General features: G+C 64.8%; 20 protein-coding genes. 7 read left to right on the forward strand and 13 right to left on the reverse strand.

Annotation, left to right across the window (positions count from 1 at the left end):
• Positions 1–2 precede the first annotated feature (2 nt).
• Positions 3–1,190 (reverse strand): biopolymer transporter ExbB, encoded by a 1,188-nt coding sequence (locus HCO70_RS22290; protein WP_172300110.1) that lies wholly within the window; start codon positions 1,188–1,190, stop codon positions 3–5.
• Between the two features lie 74 nt (positions 1,191–1,264).
• Positions 1,265–1,831, reverse strand: a complete 567-nt coding sequence (locus tag HCO70_RS22295) for a gamma-glutamylcyclotransferase (RefSeq protein WP_253913434.1) — start codon at positions 1,829–1,831, stop codon at positions 1,265–1,267.
• A 46-nt stretch (positions 1,832–1,877) separates the two neighbouring features.
• On the opposite strand from HCO70_RS22295, the gene HCO70_RS22300 reads away from it, so the two are divergent.
• Positions 1,878–2,672 (forward strand): DUF2125 domain-containing protein, encoded by a 795-nt coding sequence (locus tag HCO70_RS22300; RefSeq protein WP_172300111.1) that lies wholly within the window; start codon positions 1,878–1,880, stop codon positions 2,670–2,672.
• Positions 2,673–2,759: 87 nt separating this feature from the next.
• Here the strand turns inward: HCO70_RS22300 and HCO70_RS22305 are convergent, their stop codons facing one another.
• The 3 genes from HCO70_RS22305 to HCO70_RS22315 all read right to left on the reverse strand — a co-directional run bounded on the left by HCO70_RS22305 (position 2,760) and on the right by HCO70_RS22315 (position 6,634).
• Positions 2,760–3,413 carry a peroxiredoxin gene (locus tag HCO70_RS22305; protein WP_172300112.1) on the reverse strand — a complete coding sequence of 218 codons (654 nt, stop codon included), beginning with the start codon at positions 3,411–3,413 and terminating at the stop codon, positions 2,760–2,762.
• A 123-nt stretch (positions 3,414–3,536) separates the two neighbouring features.
• Positions 3,537–5,078, reverse strand: coding sequence for a DUF2125 domain-containing protein (locus HCO70_RS22310; protein WP_172300113.1), 1,542 nt, complete (start codon positions 5,076–5,078; stop codon positions 3,537–3,539).
• 71 nt (positions 5,079–5,149) lie between these two features.
• Positions 5,150–6,634, reverse strand: a complete 1,485-nt coding sequence (locus HCO70_RS22315) for a DUF2125 domain-containing protein (protein WP_172300114.1) — start codon at positions 6,632–6,634, stop codon at positions 5,150–5,152.
• Positions 6,635–6,800: 166 nt separating this feature from the next.
• Between HCO70_RS22315 and HCO70_RS22320 the strand changes: the two genes are divergently transcribed.
• Both HCO70_RS22320 and HCO70_RS22325 read left to right on the forward strand, forming a co-directional pair.
• Positions 6,801–7,553, forward strand: a complete 753-nt coding sequence (locus HCO70_RS22320; protein WP_172300115.1) for an SDR family oxidoreductase — start codon at positions 6,801–6,803, stop codon at positions 7,551–7,553.
• Entirely contained in the window at positions 7,550–8,158 is a 609-nt protein-coding gene (locus tag HCO70_RS22325) for an enoyl-CoA hydratase/isomerase family protein (protein WP_172300116.1), read from the forward strand. Before HCO70_RS22320 ends, HCO70_RS22325 begins: the two co-directional genes overlap by 4 nt.
• Here HCO70_RS22325 and HCO70_RS22330 read toward each other — a convergent pair whose 3' ends face one another.
• Positions 8,159–8,710, reverse strand: coding sequence for an MOSC domain-containing protein (locus HCO70_RS22330; RefSeq protein ID WP_172300117.1), 552 nt, complete (start codon positions 8,708–8,710; stop codon positions 8,159–8,161). It lies immediately after the preceding gene.
• Positions 8,711–8,740: 30 nt separating this feature from the next.
• Complete coding sequence (locus tag HCO70_RS22335) at positions 8,741–9,034, reverse strand: HNH endonuclease (protein WP_172300118.1); 294 nt, start codon at positions 9,032–9,034, stop codon at positions 8,741–8,743.
• A 62-nt stretch (positions 9,035–9,096) separates the two neighbouring features.
• On the opposite strand from HCO70_RS22335, the gene HCO70_RS22340 reads away from it, so the two are divergent.
• The gene (locus HCO70_RS22340; protein ID WP_172300119.1) at positions 9,097–10,293 is read left to right on the forward strand and encodes a TIGR03862 family flavoprotein; all 1,197 of its coding nucleotides are present in this window, start codon (positions 9,097–9,099) and stop codon (positions 10,291–10,293) included.
• A gap of 12 nt (positions 10,294–10,305) precedes the next feature.
• On the opposite strand, the gene HCO70_RS22345 is transcribed toward HCO70_RS22340, so the two are convergent.
• The 6 genes from HCO70_RS22345 to HCO70_RS22370 form a co-directional block, all read right to left on the reverse strand.
• The gene (locus tag HCO70_RS22345) at positions 10,306–11,223 is read right to left on the reverse strand and encodes a glutathione S-transferase family protein (RefSeq protein ID WP_172300120.1); all 918 of its coding nucleotides are present in this window, start codon (positions 11,221–11,223) and stop codon (positions 10,306–10,308) included.
• 11 nt (positions 11,224–11,234) lie between these two features.
• On the reverse strand, positions 11,235–11,822 hold the full coding sequence (locus tag HCO70_RS22350; protein WP_172300121.1) for a glutathione S-transferase family protein: 588 nt from the start codon (positions 11,820–11,822) through the stop codon (positions 11,235–11,237).
• A gap of 95 nt (positions 11,823–11,917) precedes the next feature.
• On the reverse strand, positions 11,918–12,949 hold the full coding sequence (gene holA / locus HCO70_RS22355) for a DNA polymerase III subunit delta (protein ID WP_172300122.1): 1,032 nt from the start codon (positions 12,947–12,949) through the stop codon (positions 11,918–11,920).
• The gene (gene lptE / locus HCO70_RS22360; RefSeq protein ID WP_253913435.1) at positions 12,946–13,464 is read right to left on the reverse strand and encodes an LPS assembly lipoprotein LptE; all 519 of its coding nucleotides are present in this window, start codon (positions 13,462–13,464) and stop codon (positions 12,946–12,948) included. The genes holA and lptE overlap by 4 nt, the downstream gene beginning before the upstream one ends.
• Positions 13,465–13,722: 258 nt before the next feature.
• The gene (gene leuS, locus HCO70_RS22365; RefSeq protein WP_172300124.1) at positions 13,723–16,296 is read right to left on the reverse strand and encodes a leucine--tRNA ligase; all 2,574 of its coding nucleotides are present in this window, start codon (positions 16,294–16,296) and stop codon (positions 13,723–13,725) included.
• An 85-nt stretch (positions 16,297–16,381) separates the two neighbouring features.
• Entirely contained in the window at positions 16,382–16,915 is a 534-nt protein-coding gene (locus HCO70_RS22370; RefSeq protein ID WP_172300125.1) for a DUF3576 domain-containing protein, read from the reverse strand.
• 246 nt (positions 16,916–17,161) lie between these two features.
• On the opposite strand from HCO70_RS22370, the gene HCO70_RS22375 reads away from it, so the two are divergent.
• From HCO70_RS22375 to HCO70_RS22385, 3 genes are all read left to right on the forward strand, one after another.
• Positions 17,162–18,097, forward strand: coding sequence for a porin (locus HCO70_RS22375; RefSeq protein WP_172300126.1), 936 nt, complete (start codon positions 17,162–17,164; stop codon positions 18,095–18,097).
• A 146-nt stretch (positions 18,098–18,243) separates the two neighbouring features.
• A complete protein-coding gene (locus tag HCO70_RS22380) occupies positions 18,244–20,403 on the forward strand; it encodes a tetratricopeptide repeat-containing sulfotransferase family protein (RefSeq protein WP_172300127.1) in 2,160 nt (719 codons plus the stop codon).
• On the forward strand, positions 20,403–21,056 hold the full coding sequence (locus HCO70_RS22385; protein WP_172300128.1) for a YggS family pyridoxal phosphate-dependent enzyme: 654 nt from the start codon (positions 20,403–20,405) through the stop codon (positions 21,054–21,056). The genes HCO70_RS22380 and HCO70_RS22385 overlap by 1 nt, the downstream gene beginning before the upstream one ends.
• Positions 21,057–21,060 lie beyond the last annotated feature (4 nt).

A 21,060-nucleotide genomic window follows, 5' to 3' on the forward strand; every position in this document is an offset into this window, starting at 1 on the left:
TATCAGCGCCTCGCTGCCTCTGCTTCTCGGGTCAGGTCCCGCACCGCCTTGGTCAGCGCCGCAAGATCCGTCCGCAGGTTGCTGGTGGTTTCCTGCCGGCCTGCCGACATCTCCTCCAGTATACGCAGAAGCTGCACGTCGATCGACCGCAACCGCATCCGGCTTTCCGCGTCGACATTGCCACCGCCGGCCTGCGTTGCCTGCCCCTCCAGAACTTCGATCAGGCGCTCCTGCGCATCCGCGATCTGGGCCAGCACCTGCGTGTTGGAATCCTCGCGGTCCATCCGCTGCACCATGCGCTCGATGCTGTCGGACAGGTAGCCAAGCCGCTCGTCCACCATCGAGCGGCTGACATCGGACTGCACGAACATCTCGCGCATGCCCTCCATCTGCCGGTCCATGTGCTCCAGCACCGCGATGACCGCGTCCTGATCGGTGGAACCCTCGCCGTCGCCCGACGAAAAGCCCAGCCGGGTGATCGTCGACAGCCATTCCTCCAGTTCGCGGTAGAACCGGTTCTGCCCGTGCCCGGCGAACAGCTCCAGCAGCCCGACGACCAGCGACCCGGCAAGCCCCAGCAGAGACGAGGAAAACGCCACGCCCATGCCGCCAAGCTGCGCCTCGAGCCCGGACATCAGACGCTCGAAAACCTCGATCCCGGTCTCGCCGCCCTGCGGCGCCAGCGACCGGATGGTTTCCACGACCGCAGGAACCGTCGTCGCCAGACCGTAGAAAGTACCGAGAAGGCCCAGGAAGATCAGAAGGTTGACGACATACCGCGTAATATCCCGGACTTCATCGATACGCGTTGCGACAGAGTCGAGGATCGACCGGGACGACGCCGCGCTGATCTGCATCTGCGAGGCGCGCGATCTCAGCAGAGCGGCGAGAGGCGCCAGCAGCCGCGGCGCATCGCCGGCGCGCACCTCGGGGTCTCCGCCGGCGAACCCGACGATCCAGCGCACCGAGAAGACAAGCTGAATAAGCTGCCAGAAACAGGCAAGGATACCGAAGACGAAGACTGCAAAGATGAAGCCGTTCAACCACGGGTTCGCAAGAAACACCGGTTTGACACTGGGAAACGCAACATATGCGCCAGCAGCGACGAGGCCCAGAACAACCAGCATCAATACGATCTGGCGGATTGGCTGCGAGAAATACGGCTCGGCCTCGCGATCCGATTGGGCCATCAGCGGCTATCCTGGAATAAGCAAATTTGCGCCGAGAATATGGGGGAATGCTGCAAGTGCCAACACCTGCCGTTTTACCCTCGCAATTCGGTCAACTGGCGTACCCTTTCTGCCAGCCAGCGCAGATCGTCGTCCTCAATCCCCAACTCGTCCAGATGGCTCTGCGTGTTGTACAGATATTCGGTGTTCGGCCCGCGCCCGCCCACGGCATGGGCGATGACATCCGCCTGTTTCTCCAGCGGCAGCCCACCGCAATACTGGACATGTTCGGTATCCACGACATAGGCCACCGCCCGAACGTCGCGCCCGTCCGCAAGTTCCAGCGTGACCCAGGTCTCCAGATAGGCGGAAGAGATCAGTTCACGCTCCCGCAGATAGGCGAGCGTCGCCTCCTCCTGCTCCGGCGCCACGGCGAATCCCAGGCCGCGGCAATGTGCGTCCTCATGGGGATCGAGGGCGAGCACCAGACCCGGATTTTCCTCGGTGCCGCGATGATGAATCGACCACATGCAGAAGGTACGGGCATAGCCGGGCAGACTGGCAAGTACCCGTTCTTCATAGGCAAAGCCCGGATTCCACATCAACGAGCCATAGCCGAAAACCCAAAGCATTTCCTGCGCGTTGTGTCTGGTGTCTGTCATCCGGACCCTCTAAACACGCTGCGGGGACAGGGTCAAAGGGGAAGACATGCGATTTCTGATCGCAGCGATTCTGCTCGCCTCCTCACTGTGGGCTGGGTACTGGTGGTTCGGTTCGGGGAAGGAGGAAGACGGCATTCGCGCCTGGTTCGACCGGCACGACTACGCACGCTATGGCGCGGTCAGCATCGCCGGATTCCCGAACCGTTTCGACAGCCACATCACCGAACCGGAAATTACCGGGCCGAATGGCGGGTTTGCCTGGTCGGCGCCGTTCCTTGACCTGCTGCGGATGTCCTACCAACCCGGGCACTACATTCTCGTATTCGCCGACATGCAAAAGCTCACGCTCGGCGGCCAGACCATCGGCATCGAAACGACGGACGCCGACGCCAGCGCGGTATTCAAACGCGATGGCAGCCTGGACCGCTCGTCCTTCGTGCTGCAGGGCGTGGGCCTGATGGGGCCGAACTGGACGGCGAACTGCGAGCTTTTGCATTTCGCCAGCGAAAGCAATGGCGACGGCAGTCACACGATCTGGCTCCAGGCGGCGAACCTGCACCGCACGGATGGGACGGTGCCACCCGTCAACGTCACGATCCGGGCCACCGGCCAGGTCGCGCTGAACGAACGGGGGGAACTGACCGGAGAACTGACCCTGACGGCCCCGGACATGACAGCCGCGCTGCAACTGGCAACGGATTTCGGCTGGCTGCCTGCGTCCACGGCAAACGAACTTGCACTGGCAACCGGGGATCTGGTGCTCAAATTCGAGGCGGGAGAGGTGACCATCGGCAACCGCCCCCTGAACCGCGCGCCGCAATTGCCGCTCTTGTTCGAATAGGCGTTCGCAGCCGGTTCGCTCCATCATCCAGTCCAAAAGAAAAACGCGCCGCTGGATGCGGCGCGTTATCGGGATCGAATGCGGAACTCAGGCTTTCAGCTTGGTCTTCCGCAGATACGGCAGCACCGTCTCGAACTCGCCGAACTTGGTCTTCGCTTCCTCGTCCGACACGGCGGTCGGGATGATCACATCCTGCCCCACGTTCCAGTCGGCGGGCGTGGCCACACCGGCTTTCACGGTGGTCTGCAACGCATCCAGCGCCCGCACCACCTCGGCAAAGTTCCGGCCCACCGTCATCGGATAGGTCATCGACAGCTTCAGCTTCTTGTCCGGCCCGATGATGAAGACCGACCGCACCGTCTGGCTGTCCGCCGGCGTCGGATTGTCGGGCAGGTAATACTCCGCTGGCAGCATGTCGAACGCCTTCGACACCGCCAGATCGGTATCCGCGATGATCGGGAACCCGACACCGGCGCCACCGGCCGTCTCGATATCCTTGATCCAGCCCTTGTGATCCTCGACGCCGTCAACCGACACGCCGATCACCTTGGTGCCACGCTTGGCCCATTCATCGGCCAGCCGCGCCACCGCACCGAACTCGGTGGTGCAGACCGGCGTGTAATCCTTCGGGTGCGAGAACAGGATCGCCCAGCTGTCGCCGATCCAGTCGTGAAACTTGATGGTTCCCTGGCTCGTTTCGGCGGTGAAGTCCGGAACAGTCTCGTTGATACGCAAAGCCATGACATCTCCCTCTTCGTGAACCCCAGACCGGGGTGAATAGCCGCGGCGGGCAAAACTGCCCGCCTCTCCCTAGATGCTGTCGGCACACGGCGGTGACAAGTCGGTCACATGGCCGCAATGCACTCAGCGCAAGCGCTGGCCGTTCGCCGTGACCTGCCCGGTCTCGCCATCCACCACGATCTCCGAGCGGAACTCGTCCTCGCCCACGGACCGCGCGAAACCGCCCAGCATCATCCGGAACCCCATCGCCTGATCCTCCGGCAACAGCCCCATCTCGACCAGCTTGTCGACCAGCGCCATCACGCCCGTCAAAGCCACCTCGACGCTGCCATCCGGCGCCGGCATGCCGTCGAAGGTCTCAAGATCGTCATTGTCGAAGGTGAACGACCCCTGCGCCGACACCTCGGCGCCCAGCGCCTTGAGGAAGACCTGGCGCAGGTCCGCCGTATGCAGTTCCAGCGGCATCTCGTTCGGACCCATCGCTTCCAGCGCGGCGAAGTCCACAAGGTCGACCAGCATCTTCACCCCGGCAGACACATCGATCTCCAGCGCCGCCGGATCACGCGGAAGCTGCTCCTGCGGATCCAGCATCGCCCACAATCCCGGGTCGACCTCCAGCCCGTCGACCATCATCTTCAGCACGCCGTCCTGAACCGCATCCTCCGCCAGCAGCGGCATCGCGAACTCGGCCTCTACATGCTCCATCCCGAACGCGATCGGAAACGGCATCATCATCGGCTGCTCGACCGAAATCGCATAGCTGTCGACGGTGCCGCTGGCGCGCAGCCCGGCGGCATCCAGCGTCAGATCCTGCACAAGCGGCCCGATCTCGAAGACCTGCCGCATGAACACCTCGTCCCCGACCCGTGTCGTCTGGTCAGAGCTTTGACCCGCGCCTTCTGCCTTGAAATTCACCAGCATCCCGGCCCGCAGCGCATCGCCCAGCGCCAGCAGCGACACCCCGTCTGACGGCAGCTCGATCTCACCCTCGGCGGTCATCTCGCCATAGGTCGCAGTCATGTCGGTCGTCACGCTTTCGTCGTCCGGCCCGGAAATGCTGTAGGACACGTCCATGGCGCCTTCGCCGAACGATCCGTTCGTCTCCAGCCGGAACATGTCTCCCTCGATATAGCGATAGGTGCCCACCATATCGGCAATCTCGAAGGTCCCGGACATGTCGAACGTCCCGGCCTCCTCGCTCAGCGCTTCATCCAGCTCGATACCATCGTAGCTGATGACAATCCCGCCGATTTCGTAGTCGTAGGACACGTTCCCGGGCTCGCCCGAGGCGGTGTTGCTGTAGCCGTCCATCACGTAGGACATGCGCAGCGTGCCGCTGCCTTCCCCGGTGATATCGGCCGACATGGCGATTTCCTGCTCCGCCGGTCCGCCCATGCTCACTGTCCCGTCGCCATTGTCGGTCAGCGTCATGTCCCCGGCCGCAATTTCCGCGCTGCCGGAGCCAAGCGGCAGCTGGAAAACGATCCGCATGTCAGACACTGAAAGGACGTCGCCGTCGCGGGCCACGTCGGCGCTCATCTCGCCACCCAGTGCGGCTGCGGCAGCCTGAAGGTTGCTCCAGACGTCCTCCGGCGTGACATCTGCAAGGGCAGGCAAGGGCGCCAGAAGCGCAAAGGTAGAAACAGAAATCAGGGGGGCACGCATCTATGAGTCTCCTTCAAAGCAAATGTGCCGCCACGATATCGCGGCGGCACGCAAGTTTAGTGACGAACGCTTTACTGCAGGCGCTGGCCGTTGGCAGAAACCGCGCCGGTCGCTCCGTCCACCTCGATCTCGGACACCAGCGTATCGTCGCCGTCACCGGGACGGGCGAACAGGCCCATCATCATCCGGGCGCCCATGGCCTGATCTTCCGGAACCAGACCCATCGACACCAGCTTGTCCAGCAGCGCGTTCGCGCCCACCAGCTGCAGGCTGATCTTCCCGGTCGGGGCCGGCATCCCGTCGAAGGTCTCGAGGTTGTCCATGTCGAAGGTAAACCCGCCCTCGCCGGTCAGCTCGGCGCCGGCCAGCGTCAGCTGCAGCTTGTTGAGGTCCATCGACTCCAGCGAGACGGGCATCTCCTCGTCCTCCATCTCCATCGCCGCTTCCGGATCGAACATGTCGAACAGCGGGCTCGCCTTGCCGGAGATGTCGATGATCAGGGTCGCCGGATCATGCGGCAGCTGACCGCTCGGATCGATGATACCCCAGATCATTTCGCTGACCGAAAGATCGGCCATCGTTATGCCAAAAGCCACGTCCTTGGGTTCTTCGCTTTTGGATACCGGCATCTGCATATTGAAACCGAATTCTCCGGCAGAGAACGCGACTTCCGGCAGCGGAATTTCGGACCCGGACATCGTCATGTCCACCCCGGTGTTCGAGACGTTGTAAAGCAACTCATCCGCGCTCAGCCCGATCTCGATCTGACCGCCCTCGGCGCTACCGGTTACCGACATGCTTTCCTCGTCGTCCTTGAAATCGAACGTATAGTTCGACGGACCGTGGGTGAAAGACGTCGCGCTCGCCATCCCGGCGTTCAGCATCTCCGGCAGCTCTTTGAACCCTCCGCCGAAGAGAGACATCGAGCCTTCGGATTCCGCCGACAGCGCGGTGAGGTTGATCGAACCGTCGATCACGCCGTCACCACCGTCGGGCTCGTCCATGTGGAAGGTGATGTCCATCGCCTCCGCCGCGAAAGTCGACGTCATCGTCGCCGAGTCGTCGCCCGAGGTCACGTAGGTGCCGGACAGGCCGGACACCTTGATCAGCGCGTCCAGGGTGACCTCTTCGCCGTCAACGACAAGCTGGGCCACCGTCATGTCCATCTCGGCGATGTCGTATTCGTAGGTCACCGCATCGGGGGTGCCCGAAGCGACCATGTCCAGCCCGTCGAACGCGAAGTTCATGGTGATCTCGGCTTGCTCGCCGGATTCCGGCTCGACGTCGATCTGCATGTCGTAGGACGGCGAAAAGCCGATCGAAACGGTTCCGTCACCTTGCTCGGTGAAGACGACTTCGGGGATGGTGCCGCTCACCGATACATCGGTGGTCTCCATCGAAACCTGCAGGTCGGTCAGGGTCAGCGTTCCGCCGTCCTCGTCAACCGAACCCGGCGTCAAAGTCTGGCCCATGGCCTCTGCCGCGGACTGCCAGGCTTCCCAAACTTCGGTGCTGGTCACGTCGGCCTGGGCCGCGGTGCCTGCTGCGAATATCATCGCTGCTGCTCCGCTAAGGGGCTTCCAGTGTTTCACGTCAATTTTCCTTCCGGGACAAATAAGAGTGCTTCGCAGCTTCGTTCGGGTTGCGGATCGGGTCAAGCTACGTCTTTGTTAACGGGACGCAATTCCAAACCCTGAAGGGGTTTTAAACCGGGGGCTTTTCATGGACATGACAGGCAAGAACGTACTGATCACCGGCGCCAGCCGCGGCATCGGCGAAGCGGCGGCACGCGAATTTATTCAGGCGGGGGCAAAGGTTGCATTGGCCGCACGCAGCCGTCCCGCGATCACCGCTCTGGCCGGAGAGCTGGGGTCTTCGGCGCTGGCGATCCCCTGCGACGTCAGCCGCTACTGGGAGGTCGAGACAGCCGTGAAGGCAACGCAGGAAGCCTTCGGCAGCCTGGACATCCTGATCAACAATGCCGGCGTGATCGAACCCATTGCGCATGTGGCGGTCTCCGACCCCGAGGGTTGGTCCCACGCCGTCGATATCAACCTCAAGGGCGTCTACAACGGCATGCGCGCCGCCCTTCCGGCAATGCTGGCCGCGGGCGGCGGGACGATCCTGACCGTTTCCTCCGGCGCCGCACACAACCCGATCGAGGCGTGGTCGCACTATTGCGCCTCCAAGGCCGGTGCCGCGATGCTGACCCGCAGCGTCGACCTGGAATACCGTGGCCAGGGTATCCGCGCGATGGGCCTCTCGCCCGGCACCGTCGCCACCCAGATGCAGCGCGAGATCAAGACATCCGGCATCAACCCGGTCAGCCAGCTCGAATGGACCGACCATATCCCCCCCGACTGGCCCGCCAAGGCGCTGCTCTGGATGTCCACCGCCGAGGCCGACGAATATCTCGGAGAGGAGCTGAAGCTGCGCGACGAAACACTGCGGGCCCGCCTCGGCCTCACCGCATGATCGCGCTGGAAAAGGACGGTCCGCTCTGGACCGTCCGCCTCGACCGCCCTGCCAAGGCGAACTCCCTCACCCGCGCCATGCTCGCCGACCTCGTAGCAATCGCCGAACAGGCAGGCGGCGCCGCAAAGGCCCTCATCCTCACCGGCGAGGGCCGCGTCTTCTCCGCCGGCGCCGACCTCGACGAAGCCCGCGCCGGCCTCGCCACCGATCCGGTCTGGGAGCTGCTCTCCGGCACGCTCGCCCGCCTCCCCTGCCTCACCATCGCCGCGCTCAACGGCACCCTCGCCGGTGGCGCCTTCGGCATGGCGCTGGCCTGCGACATCCGCCTCGCCGTCCCCGACGCGAAATTCTTCTACCCCGTCATGAAGCTCGGCTTCCTGCCCCAGCCCTCCGATCCCACGCGCCTCACTGCGCTCATCGGCCCCGCCCGCGCCAAACTGATCCTCATGTCCGGCGTGAAACTCACCGCCCAACAAGCCCTCACCTACGGCCTCATCGACGAGATCACCGACCCGGCAGGCCTCCTCCCCCGCGCCCGCGCCCTCTGCGAGGACGCAAGCGCCGCCGACGCCTCCCACGTCGCGGCGATCAAGCGGATGATCTGACTACCCGATCTTCCGCACCGCATCGCCGACCGCCACGGCCCCGTCCTTCACCACGCGCCCGTAGATCCCCCGCAGCCGCATCGCCTTGCCCGTACCGGTATTCACGAACACGCAGGCATCCCGCCCGTACCGCTCGATAAAGCTCTCGCAGCCGTTATGCGGAACGCCGGTGATCTCCAGCTCCACCGACCCCATCGACAGCCGCGTCCCCGGCGGACAGTTCGCCGGGCTCAGGTCCATGTCGATGAACAGGTTGTCCCCCGCCGGCCCCCAGGCCGCCGTGTCCTCACCCGCGATCGCCGCGATCATCCGCGCCGGCATCATGCAGATCTGCACATCCGGATGCGGCTGCCCGTCCTCGGTCGACAGCCAGCAACCCTTTTCCCAGTGATCGCCATGCATGCCACGCGCCAGGCTCATCTCGGCGCTCTCCGGCATCTCGCGCATCCCGCTCGAGGGCCGCACCACGATCGCCCGGATCACCCCTTCCTTCGGTGCTGCCTCGATCTCCGGCAGTGCCGCCTTCAACTCGTCCATCGTCCGATGCGCCATCCGAACCTCCATCCTGCCGCGCGACAAGCCTTACCGCTTCCGCCGCTTTCCCGGAACCTTCGAATGAAACCCCGGTGGCCGTTTCCCCACCCATGCGATGAACTTCGCCAGCCGCGGATGCGCCCGCAGCGCCTCGACCGTCGCGAATTCCCGCGCCAGCTCCGCCTCGGTCAGGGTCGCATGGATCTCGGCATGGCAGATCGCGTGCAACAGCACCGTCTCGCCGCCCTTGCCGCCCTTCAGTTTCGGTACAAGGTGATGCTGGCTCTGCCGCACCCCCGGCGGGATCGGCCGCCCGCACAAAGGACAGATCGGATCGCTCATCTTGCCTCCCGCGCCCCGGAATGTCACATCCTGCCACCCGACACGCCAGAGGCAAGCCGCCCATGCCAGATCCAGACGCCCTCGTCATAGGCGCCGGCCCCGCCGGCCTCATGGCCGCCGGGGAGCTTTCGGCCGCGGGCCTCTCCACCCTGATCGCCGAGGCGAAACCGTCCCCCGCCCGCAAGTTCCTGATGGCCGGCAAATCCGGCCTGAACCTGACGAAGGACGAGGCACCCGAAACCTTCCTAGCCGCCTATGCCGAAGCAGCTCCCTGGCTGCGCCCCATGCTCGAAGGATTCGGCCCCGGGGACATAAAGGCCTGGGCGCAATCGCTGGGGCAGGATCTCTTCACCGGCAGCACGGGCCGCGTCTTCCCCACCACGATGAAGGCGTCTCCGCTGCTGCGCGCATGGCTCGCACGCCTCAACCAGCAGGGCGCGACCCTGCGGACCCGCTGGCGCTGGACCGGCTGGAACGGCGATACCGTCACCTTCGACACACCGGACGGTGCGCGGGCGGTCACTCCCAAGGTCACCATCCTCGCCACCGGCGGCGCAAGCTGGCCGCGCCTCGGCTCCGACGGCGCATGGGCGCCGATGCTCGCGGAACAGGGCATCCCGCTCGCCCCTTTCCAGCCCGCCAATGCCGGTCTGAAAATCGACTGGTCCGGCCACATGACCCGCCGGTTCGGCACACCGGTAAAGGGTACCCGGCTCACTGCGGGCGAGACGGAAACACGCGGTGAATTCGTGATCTCCGAACGCGGCATTGAAGGCGGCGCCATCTACATGCTGACCCGCGCCCTGCGCGATGGCGCATCGCTCTCCATCGACCTCACCCCCGACCTCACCGAATCCGAAATCGAATCCCGCCTCGCCCGGCCGCGCGGCAAGGACAGCCTGTCGAACCATCTCCGCAAGGCGCTGAAACTCGACCCGGCGAAACGCGCGCTCCTGAACGAATTCGGCCAGCCTCTCCCCGGCGATCCCGCCAGTCTCGCCCGCCTCGTCAAAGCCCTGCCAATCCGCCACGCCGGCCTCCGCCCGATGGCAGAGGCGATATCCACCGCAGGCGGCCTGCCCCGCGCCTCGCTCGACGAAAACTTGATGCTGATCGCCCGCCCCGGCACCTTTGCCTGCGGCGAGATGCTGGACTGGGAGGCGCCGACCGGCGGCTACCTTCTTACCGCATGCCTCGCCACCGGCCGCTGGGCCGGCCGCGCCGCCGCAGGCCGGGTACGCTCCGGCGAAACGGGCTGAGCACATCCCGGTTCAGTGCGACCAGTCGATCAGCGGCCCCGCGGGCACGATCCCCAGCGGGTTCCGTTTCTCGGACGGCGAAAAATATCCTCGCTTGTAGATCTCGAAATCCACCGTCCGCATTACCCCAGGCATCCGGTAGACCCGCCGCGCGTACAGCCACAGACGGGGGTAATCCAAGATCCGCCGGATGTTGCACTTGAAGGCATAGTGATAGGCGACGTCGAACCGCGCCAGCGTCGGGAACAGCCGCAGATCGGCCTCGGTGAACCGCTCCCCGGTCAGGAAATCCGTCGAGCCAAGCTGCGCCTCGATCAGGTCCAGCGTGTCGAAGACCTCGCGCACCGCCTTGTCATAGGCCTCCTGCGTTTCGGCGAAACCGGCGCGGTACACGCCGTTGTTCAGCCCCGGATAGATCAGCCCGTTCCACCGGTCGATCTCGTCTCTCAGGTCCTCCGGATAAAGGTCCGGCCCGCGCCCGAACGCCGAAAGCATCCGCACGATATCGGCAGATTCGTTGCTGACGATCTGTTCCGTTTCCCGGTCCCACAGCACTGGCACCGTCAGCCGGCCGGTATAGCCCGGCTTCTGCCGCGCATAGACCTCGTGCAGGGCGGACACCCCGAGGCAGGGATCCGCGAACGGACCTTCCGCATCGTAGACCCAGCCATCCGCTGTCCGGCGCGGCCGCGCATACGAGACTGTGATCGCGTCCTCCAGCCCAAGGATCGCCCGCGTCAGCAGCGACCGGTGGGCCCAAGGGCAGTTCCACGCGACGTAAAGGTGATAGCGCCCGGGTTCCGGCCGGAACGGACCGTCCGTGGTGATCCAGTCCCGGATTGTCGACGCCTCCCGCTCGAACTCGCCCCGTTCGTTGGTCCCGACACCGGGGTCCTCCGCCCGGTACCTGCCGTCGATCATCACGCCCATGCGCCTGCCCCCTACTGGGCCATCGCCCGCCGGAAGGCCGGACGCGCCCGCAGCCGCTCCAGATAGTCCGCCACGGCGCCCTCACCACGCGGGAACCTCGCCACCACCGCCCAGCTCAGGCAATGCCCGGCGATGATGTCGGCAACGGTCATCGTGTCGCCCATCAGGTACGGCCCGTCGCCCAGCCGCCCCGCCAGCCGCTCAAGGCTGCGCCCGTATTCCCAACGCAGGCTGTCTTTCACCGCCGGAACCCGCCGCACTTCCGGCAGGGCAAAGCTGTGCCGGGCAGAGAACCACAGCAGCGCGTCGAACTCGTCGAGCAGGAAGAACGTGGCTGCATCCTGCCGGGCCCGGTCCACTGTTCCGGCGGGAAAGGTCAGGGCTTCGTTTGAGTCAGCCAGGTAGTGCAGGATCGCGGTGGAATCGGTCAGTGCCGTCCCGTCCGCGACCATCACCGGGATCTTGCCCGAAGGGTTCAGCGACCGGACCTCCGGCGCCTGTGGCGGCACCTCGGTCAGCCGGTATTCCGCGCCGATCTCTTCCAGCATCCAGAGCACGCGCGTCGTGCGGCTGTTCCGGTTTCCGATCACCTCGTACATCGCGGTCTCCCTCCGGATCTGCCGTGTCCCCAATCAGACGTTTGCGCTAACATTCCTGAAATCAATGACTTAACCCCCCGTCCCCATGGGGACGCCTACTTGCGCACCCCCGCCAGCATCGACAGCCGGATCAAAGTTCGCTCCACCAGAGCCATCGCCGGAGCCCTCTGATTGGCCGACCTCAGCTGCAGGTCGAGGTCAGTCAGCATCTGCAGCGCCTCCGCCAGCTTCGCCGCCCCCCACGCCTGCGCCTGCCGCTGCATCCGGTCCCGTCTCGGGCCAAAAACCGGCGGCCTCGCCCGGGCGATCCCCGCCCCCGGTCCTCCCGGATCCGAGGCGGCGGCATAGAGGGTCCTGAAATGCCGGGTCGCCCCGATCGCCAGCCCCACCGGCTGCACCCCCTGCCCCTCCAGCCGCTGCATCAGCGGCCCGATCTCGCGCGTATTCGCCTCGGCCACGGTATTCAGAACGTCGTCCATCGCCGCCTCGGTCGTCGCCGGCGCGCAGGCGGCCACATCCTCGTGCCCCACCGGTTTGGGATCATCCAGCTTGTACAGCGCCAGCTTCTCGATGGTCTGCCGCAGGTCGCCCGGATCCAGCACCCGCGCCAGCGCCACGATATCCGCCATCGCCTCGGGCGCGATGTTCTTCAGACCCGCCTTCCCCAGCTCCGCCTCCAGCTCCTCGCGGGTCGGCGGGTCGTTGTAGATGGCGATGGCGAAGCCGTTCCTCAGGCCCTCGAAGTATTTCCGAAGCGCCGACCGCGCGGCGAGCGAGCCGGCGGTGACGACGAGGTGTGCATCGCCCTCGCGCCAGTCCTCCAGCGCCGCCTCGACGGTCTTGGCCAGCCCGTCGCCGGCATCCTCGACGACCACAGCACGGCGGCCGGGGAAGAAGCCGGTCTCGCGGATCGAGTCGATCAGCAGGGCCGCGTCCTTCCGAAGGTCGGCGGCGGCGAAGCGGGTCAGGCGCATTTCCTCCTCGCCCTGCGGGCCGACGATGGCGGCGGCCAGCTCCTGCCGCTTCAGCGACACGCGCATCGGGTCCTGGCCGTAGATCAGGGTCGCGCAGGCGGAGGGGTCGGGCTTGGCGAAATGGCCGGCGGCGTCGCGGGCGTTGAGTTTCATCCGCGCCAGTCCGGGGCGGTGGCGATCAGCTCGGTCACCAGCTGGTCGGCGAGGATGACCATCAGCCGCTCGGACGCGTCCTCTGTGGCCGAGACGGTGCCGACGATCGAGCCGGTGGCGGAGTAGCCGGTGAAGTTCTCGACCTTGCCGGTCCGGATGATGGCGCCGGTCGCGCGGTCCTTGATGGTGTAGTCGACCCGGCCGAGGACGTTGTATCGAGTGGTGGCGCCGGTGGTGGTCACGCCGAGGCCGGTGCGGGAGGTCTGGATGCGGTATTCGAGGAGGTAGGGGCCCGCCTGGGGCTGGCCGAGGCGGTCCTCGAGATGGGCGACGAAGACAAAGCCGTTCCGGTCGGCGGGGTCGGCGACGAAGATCTGGCCGCGGAGGCCATGGGCCTGGCCGGAGGGGCCATAGACCGGGGTGAAGCCGCAGGCGGCGAGGGCCAGCGAGGCGGTGCCGAGGGCGAGGAAATTCCGGCGGTTTCGGGGGGCGTCCCCATGGGGACGGGGGGTCAAGTTATTGATTTCAGGCATGTTAGCGCAAACGTCGGGTGAGGACGCACCTGTTTTCGCGGGCGTGGCTACGGCACCGAGACCCGCCGCCCGCGCCCGGAACCGCGCAAGAAACCGACCGCGGCCATTGCCGGGCTGCGATACGGGATTTTCGGCACTTTCCCCGGCATGGGGCCGCGAAGAACACCGACCGACACGGCGCGCAAGACTGGGACGCGACGCGCCCCGAAGTCCTGCGATGTCGCGCGTGTCGTTGGTCACCTAGAGAACCACGTTGACGATCCTGCCCGGCACGACGATCAGCTTTTTCGGCGCGCCGCCGTCCAGCGCCTTCACGACAGCATTGTCGGCCAGCACCAGCTTTTCAACCTCTTCCTTGGCGAGATCCTTGGCGACGGTCAGCTCTGACTTTCGCTTGCCGTTGATCTGGATCGGCAGGGTCACCGTGTCCTCGACCAGCATCGACTCGTCCGCCACCGGCCAGGGGGCGCCGGTTACCAGACCTTCGCCGCCCAGCAACCGCCAGCATTCCTCTGACAGGTGCGGGGTCATCGGCGACATCAGCTGCGCCAGGATCCGGGCAGCCTCGCGCTTTGCGTCCGTGCCGGCCTTCGACTTCTGAAGCGTGTTGGTGAAGGCGTAGAGCTTGGCGATGGCGGCGTTGAAGCCAAAGGATTCAATCCCCATCGTCACGTCCTGGATCGCCCGGTGCATGGCGCGGGTCAGCTCTATGTCGGCTTCTTTCGAGCCATCGTCGGAGCTTTCCGCGATCTCGGCGATTATCCGGTGGACGCGGGCCAGATGCTTGTAAGCCGCATCGGCGCCGGCCGCGGTCCATTCCACGTCCCGTTCAGGCGGAGAATCGGACAGGACAAACCAGCGGGCCGTGTCCGCACCGTAGTCGCGGATGATCGTCTCGGGGTCGACGACGTTCTTCTTTGACTTCGACATCTTGGCCGAAGGGATAACCTCGACCGGCTCACCGGTCGCGCCCAGCCGCGCACCCGATTCCGTCCATTCGATGTGTTCGGGCAGGTGATAGACCGGCCGATCCTTTTCATCGCGCGTGACATAGATCTCGTGCGTGACCATGCCCTGCGTAAACAGCGCGTTGAACGGCTCGATCGCCGAGGCCGGCAGATGGCCACAGATATGCATCGCCCGTGCGTAGAAGCGCGAGTAGAGCAGGTGCAGAATCGCATGCTCGATGCCGCCGATATACTGGTCGACATTCATCCAGTAGGCGGCTTCCTCCGGATCGGTCGGCGTTGCCGCGTTCGGCGCAGTGAACCGGGCGAAGTACCACGAGGAATCGACGAAGGTGTCCATCGTGTCGGTCTCGCGCTTGGCCGGCTTGCCGCAGGCGGGGCAAGGCACGTCGCGCCATGTCGGGTGCCGGTCCAGCGGGTTGCCGGGGATGTCGAAGCTGACATCGTAGGGCAGCTCGACCGGCAGGTTTTCCTTCTTCTCGGGCACCACGCCGCAATCGTCGCAATGGACCACCGGAATCGGCGCGCCCCAGAACCGCTGACGGCTTAAGCCCCAGTCGCGCAGGCGGAACTTGGTCACGCCCTGGCCGACACCGTTCGCCTCGCAGAACGCGATGGCCGAATCGATTCCCTCTTCGCCGGTCTGCATCGCGTCGCCGGCGAATCCCTTGACGTAATGCACCTTTTCCGACTTCGGCGGGACATAGGCGTCGCCGCCCGACTCGGGCAGCACATGGCCCTCATCGTCCCTGGGCGCGTAGGTCGAAATCACCGGCAGTTCGTATTTCCGCGCGAAATCGAGGTCGCGCTGGTCATGTGCCGGGCAGCCGAAGATCGCGCCGGTTCCGTAATCCATCAGGATGAAGTTGGCGATGTAGACCGGCAGTTCCCACGACGTATCGAACGGGTGGCGGACCGTCAGGCCGGTGTCGAAACCGAGCTTTTCGGCTCGTTCCAATTCCTCCTCCGACGTCCCCATCTGGCGCGCCTTTGCGTTGAAGGCGGCCACATCGTCGCGCTCGCGCTCCAGCATCTTCGCCAGCGGGTGATCCGGCGAAATGCCAACGAAGCTCGCCCCCATCAGCGTGTCGGGCCGGGTGGTGTAGACCTCGATTCGGTCATGCCCGTGGGGGCCGTCCACCATCGAGAAGGAGAACTGCAGGCCGCGCGACTTGCCGATCCAGTTCCGCTGCATGACCTTGACCTTTTCGGGCCAGTCGTCGAGACCGTCGATGGCCTCCAGCAGTTCTTCGGCGAAGTCAGAGATGTGGAAGAACCACTGGGTCAGTTCGCGCCGTTCCACCGGTGCGCCGGAACGCCAGCCCTTGCCGTCAATCACCTGCTCGTTGGCCAGAACGGTCATGTCGACCGGGTCCCAGTTGACCGTAGCCGCCTTGCGGTAGACCAGCCCTTTTTCCATGAAATCCAGGAACATGGACTGCTGCTGGCCGTAATATTCCGGATCGCAGGTGGCGAATTCGCGGCTCCAGTCGATGGACAGGCCCAGCGGCTTCATCTGCTGCTTCATCGTGGCGATGTTGTCGTAGGTCCAGTCCTTCGGGTGGCCGCCAGAGGCCATCGCGGCATTTTCCGCCGGCATGCCGAACGCGTCCCAGCCCATCGGGTGCAGGACCGAGAACCCGCAGGACGCCTTGTAGCGCGCGATCACGTCGCCCATCGTGTAGTTCCGGACGTGGCCCATGTGGATCCGGCCCGACGGATACGGGAACATCTCGAGCACGTAGTATTTCGGCTTCGACTCGTCTCGCCGGGCGAGGAAGCTGCCGGCCTGTTCCCAGGCTGCCTGCCATTTCGGTTCGATGTCGCTGGCGTCGTAGCGGGACATGGTGCGGGCTCTTTTTCGTCGTCGTGATCACATGAAAACGCCGGGCAAACGGCCCGGCGTTGATACTTTCAACGGATGATGGGGTCTAGAGCCGACTGTCGCGTACCCGGTACTGGCGCGCGCGGGTGAGAATCGCGTCCTCGACCGCCCTCACGGTGGCCGGGCTGACCGGGCCCGCCTGGCTGTTCAGGGCAACCGTCAGCGAGCGGGCGTCAAGCGCCGGGTCCTGGATGTAGACGGTGGCGCGGTAGGCGCGGCCGCCGCCGGGCGGTGTACCGTAACCTGTTACGATAACACCGGAAAACGGATCAGCGGCCTGAATCGGCAGGAACGACAGCACGTCGAGCGTGGCGTTCCAGATGTACTTGTTGACCTCGACGGTGACGTTCGGATCGTCGTTGTTGCCGAACAGGTCCCAGATCGTGCCCTGTTCCTCGGCCTCGCGGCGGTAGATCTCGGGCGGAGTGTTCTCGCGCTGACGCAGCACGGCATCACTGGGCGGACCAGCGCTGTCCGACGGCCCGAAGACCCCGCCGACGTTCGAAGAGCCGCCACAGCTGGCCACACCCAGCCCCAGGGCCAGAATGCCAATAGCTTTCAACGGTTTGGATTGCGTCATACGAAGTTGCCCCGATCCCGCCTTTTCGCCGTAAGTATCGGACACGGCAGAAAGCGACAAGGCATTTTCATTTCAAAGGCTTTTGCCGCGCGAAAAATCACTGTGGCATTGGTGCATCAACTTGCGGCGCTTTGGCCGCGGTGTCCCGGGGAAACATTGCATTCACAGGCGTCAGGAGCGACACACCAGCATACTCAATTCGAATACCGGGTTGAGGTGCACCTTTTAACGAATGAGGGAAAACCAATGAAAAAGGTTCTCTTCGCGACCACCGCCCTCGTGGCCTCTGCCGGTATCGCGTCCGCCCAAGGCGTGTCGCTCTCCGGTTCGGCTGAGATGGGTATCGTCGGCGGCAGCGGCCACGGCGATGAAGTACAGTTCTGGCACGATCTGGACGTTCGTTTCACGCTTTCCGGCGAAACTGACGGCGGCCTGACCTTCGGCGCCACCATCGACCTCGACGAAGTCGGCGACGACACCTGCTCGCTCGGCATCGGCGCCACCGGCTCCGCCGGCTGCGTTGAAGAGCAATCCGTCTTCATCTCCGGCGCCTTCGGCACCGTGACCATCGGTGACACCGACGGTGCGTTCGACTGGGCCCTGGCTGACGCTGCCATCGGCGGCGCCATCGACGACGCTCACACCACCCACGCCGGCTTCAGCGGCACCTCGGGCCTCGACGGCATCTACGACGGTCAGATCGCTCGTTACGACTACAGCTTCGGCGACTTCGCCTTCGCTGCGTCGGTTGAGCTGGACGACACCGGTGTTGGCGACCCGGCCTTCGGCCTGGGCTTCACCTACTCGGCTTCGCTGAGCGGCACCGACCTGGGCTTCGGCCTTGGTTACCAAACCGCTGACACCGGCGCGATGTCCTACGACATCTGGGGTGCCAGCGTTGACGCTTCCTTCGGCGGCGGCTTCCAGGTTGTTCTGGAATACCAAGAGCTGGACGGCTTCGGCGGCAACGACTCGCACGTTGGTGTTGGCCTCGGCTACTCCATGGACGCCATCACTCTGGGCGCCAACTGGGGTCAGTACGACACCACCGCCGGCGACAGCGTCGACGGCTGGGGTGTTGCTGCGAACTACGACCTGGGCGGCGGCGCCGAGGTTCAGTTCGGCTACGGCCAAGACGACACCTACGACTGGTGGTCGCTGGGTATCGCGATGAGCTTCTGATCCAACCCGGATCAATCGCTTACGAAGAGCGGGCCAATCGGCCCGCTCTTTTCTTTTGTAGGGTGAGCTTTGCCTCCCGGGGGTTCGACACGCCCCCGGCTTGGTGATAGGCATTTCCGGCGATTGCCGCCGGAGTCCCGCACAGAATGCCCCCGCTGAACCCTTCCCAGCTTCCACAGATGTTCCAGCAGGGCCGGCGCGCGGAAGCCGCAGGCAACACGGCGCAGGCACGACAGACTTATCAGGCGATCCTTTCCACCAACCCGAACATCGCCGAAGTCCAGTTTCAGCTGGGTAGCCTATTGCTGAAGGCTGGCCGCGCCGCCGAAGCGGCCGATCACCTGGACCGGGCCGCAGACCTGCGCCCCGGCGAGAAGGCGATCTGGCAGGTCTACGGTCAGGCCGTTCAGAAACTCGGGAACCCGGAGCGGGCGTCGCAGTTCCTGGCCAAGGCCAAAAAGGCCCGGATCGACCGTGACCTGCTGATTGCCCTGCAGAAGGCTCTGCGTCCGCAGGCAAAGAAATCCACCACTTCGCTGGGTTCGGCACCGCCGCAAGAAGTTCAACGCGCGATCTCGCTTCTGAACGCCGGCAGGACGGACGAAGCTCTCGCACTGGCGCAACGCCTGTTCAAAGCTCACCCGGACGTGGCCGTGCTCGCGGACATCATCGGCTACCTGCTGTCCATGGCCGGTCAGAACGAGAGCGCAGAGGCCCATTACCGGCGTGCGATGGAGCTGGATCCGAACTACGCCGAGACCCGCGCGAACTACGGCCAGTTCCTCGTCCGCGAGCATCGCTATGACGAGGCGATCCCGGTACTGAAATCCGCCCTCGCCCTGGTGCCAAATCTGCCCAAGGCGCTTGCCGCCCTCGGGACGGCAGCATCACGCACATATCAGTTCAAACTGGTGATAACGGCACTGTCTCGCCTGATCGAACTTGACCCGGACAACGATTCCGCGCGGATCGAACTTGCCGAGGCCTTGCTGAACGAGAAGCAGTACGACCAGACGCTGGACCTGCTGGAGCCACTGATTGACCGCGACTCTCCGGAAGGCTACGCGTTTACGCTTCGTGGCCTCGCCCATGCCGCCAAGGACGACAACGGTGCGGCAATGGCCGCCTTCGACCGAGCCATCGAAATCGATCCGAAGGCAAGTGCCGCCTATGCCGAAAAGGCCCGCCTGCTGCAGTTCCTCGGCAAGTTCGACGAGGCCGATGCCTTCTTTACCAGCACCATCGCACTGAACCCGGAAATCGGCGCGATTTACCGGATGTACGTGGCCACCCACAAATTCGGCCCGGACGACCCGCTGATCCCCCAGATGGAAGCGCAGTTCGAAAAGGCCACCGGGCAGAACCGCGCCAATTTCGGCTTCGCCCTTGCCAAGGCGCTGGAGGACAGCAAGCAGTACGACCGCGTGTTCACCTATCTGCGTCCCGCGAACGAATACTACCGAACCCTACAGCCCTATGACGTGAGCAGCCGCAAGGCGCTGGTCGACCGCTATATCGAGATGTTCCGCGACGTGGACTTCAGCGCAAAGAAGGTTCCGAATGCCAGCGGCTTCGCCCCGATCTTCGTCACCGGCCTGCCCCGGTCCGGCACCACTCTGGTGGAACAGATCATCGCCAGCCACTCCACGGTCGCGGGCGGCGGCGAGTTGGGATATGCGCATGGCCAGTTATCGCGGGCAATCGATGTGGGCGGCGCAAATTCGCGCAGCTTCGACCTGTCAGGCGAAGAGCTTGCGGCACTGGGCCGCGAGGCGGCGGAACAGATGCGCCCCATCGCGCCTGGCAGTGATCACATCACGGACAAGAGCGTGCAGACCTATCTGCTGATCGGGCCGGTCCGGCTGGCACTGCCGAAATCCCGGATCGTCGTCGTTCACCGCGACCCGCGCGATACCGCGCTTTCGATGTACAAGAACCAGTTCATGCCGGGGCGGCACCTGTATACCTACAGCCTCTCGGACCTTGGCCACTACTATCACTACCACCGCGAAATCGTGGATTTCTGGCGCGAGAAACTGCCCGGCTGGTTCTACGAGATCGAGTACGAGGCGCTGCTGGACGATCCCGAGACGCAGGCGCGGGCGTTGATCGATGCCTGTGGCCTTGAATGGGAAGACGCCTGCCTGAAGTTCCACGAGAACAAACGGCGCGTCGACACGTTGAGCATGCACCAGGTACGACAGCCGCTTTACAAGAGCTCGGTGAAATCCTGGGAACGGTACACGTCCGAACTGGGCGAGCTGTTTGATGCACTGGGCCCGGAATGGGCCCCGGAGACGGTCTGATGGGGCTGAGCGACATTGTCGGGCGGGTACACGCCGCCGAGGAAACGGCCGGGCGCGCGGCGGGATCGGTGAAGCTGGTGGCCGTGTCCAAGGTGCAGCCGCTGGAGCGCGTGGAAGCGGTGCTGGAGGAAGGGCACCGTCTGTTCGGCGAGAACAAGGTTCAGGAGGCGTCGGGCAAGTGGCCCGCGTTCCGGGAGAGATTTCCCGGCGTGCGGCTGCATCTGATCGGGCCGCTGCAGACCAACAAGGCGCGGCAGGCGATGGAACTGTTCGACTGCATCGAGACGGTGGACCGGCCGAAACTGGCGCGAACTTTGGCGCGGCTGCGGGACGAGACGGGCGGCTGCCCGGAGCTGTTCGTGCAGGTGAATACCGGCGAGGAGCCGCAGAAGGCGGGGGTGCTGCCGGCGGAGACGGACGAGCTGGTGGCGCTGTGCCGGGAGCTGGAGCTGCCGCTGATCGGGCTGATGTGCATCCCGCCGGTGGAGGAGGAGCCGGCGCTGCATTTCGCCTTGTTGAAGAAGATTGCAGAGCGGAACGGGCTGGGCGAGCTGTCGATGGGAATGAGCGCGGATTTCGAGACGGCGATAGCTCAGGGGGCGACTTATGTCAGGGTCGGGTCGGCGATCTTCGGTGAGCGGGTTTATGGGTGATTTC

It is taken from the genome of Pseudoruegeria sp. HB172150, assembly GCF_013184805.1.
GTDB lineage: Bacteria > Pseudomonadota > Alphaproteobacteria > Rhodobacterales > Rhodobacteraceae > Psychromarinibacter.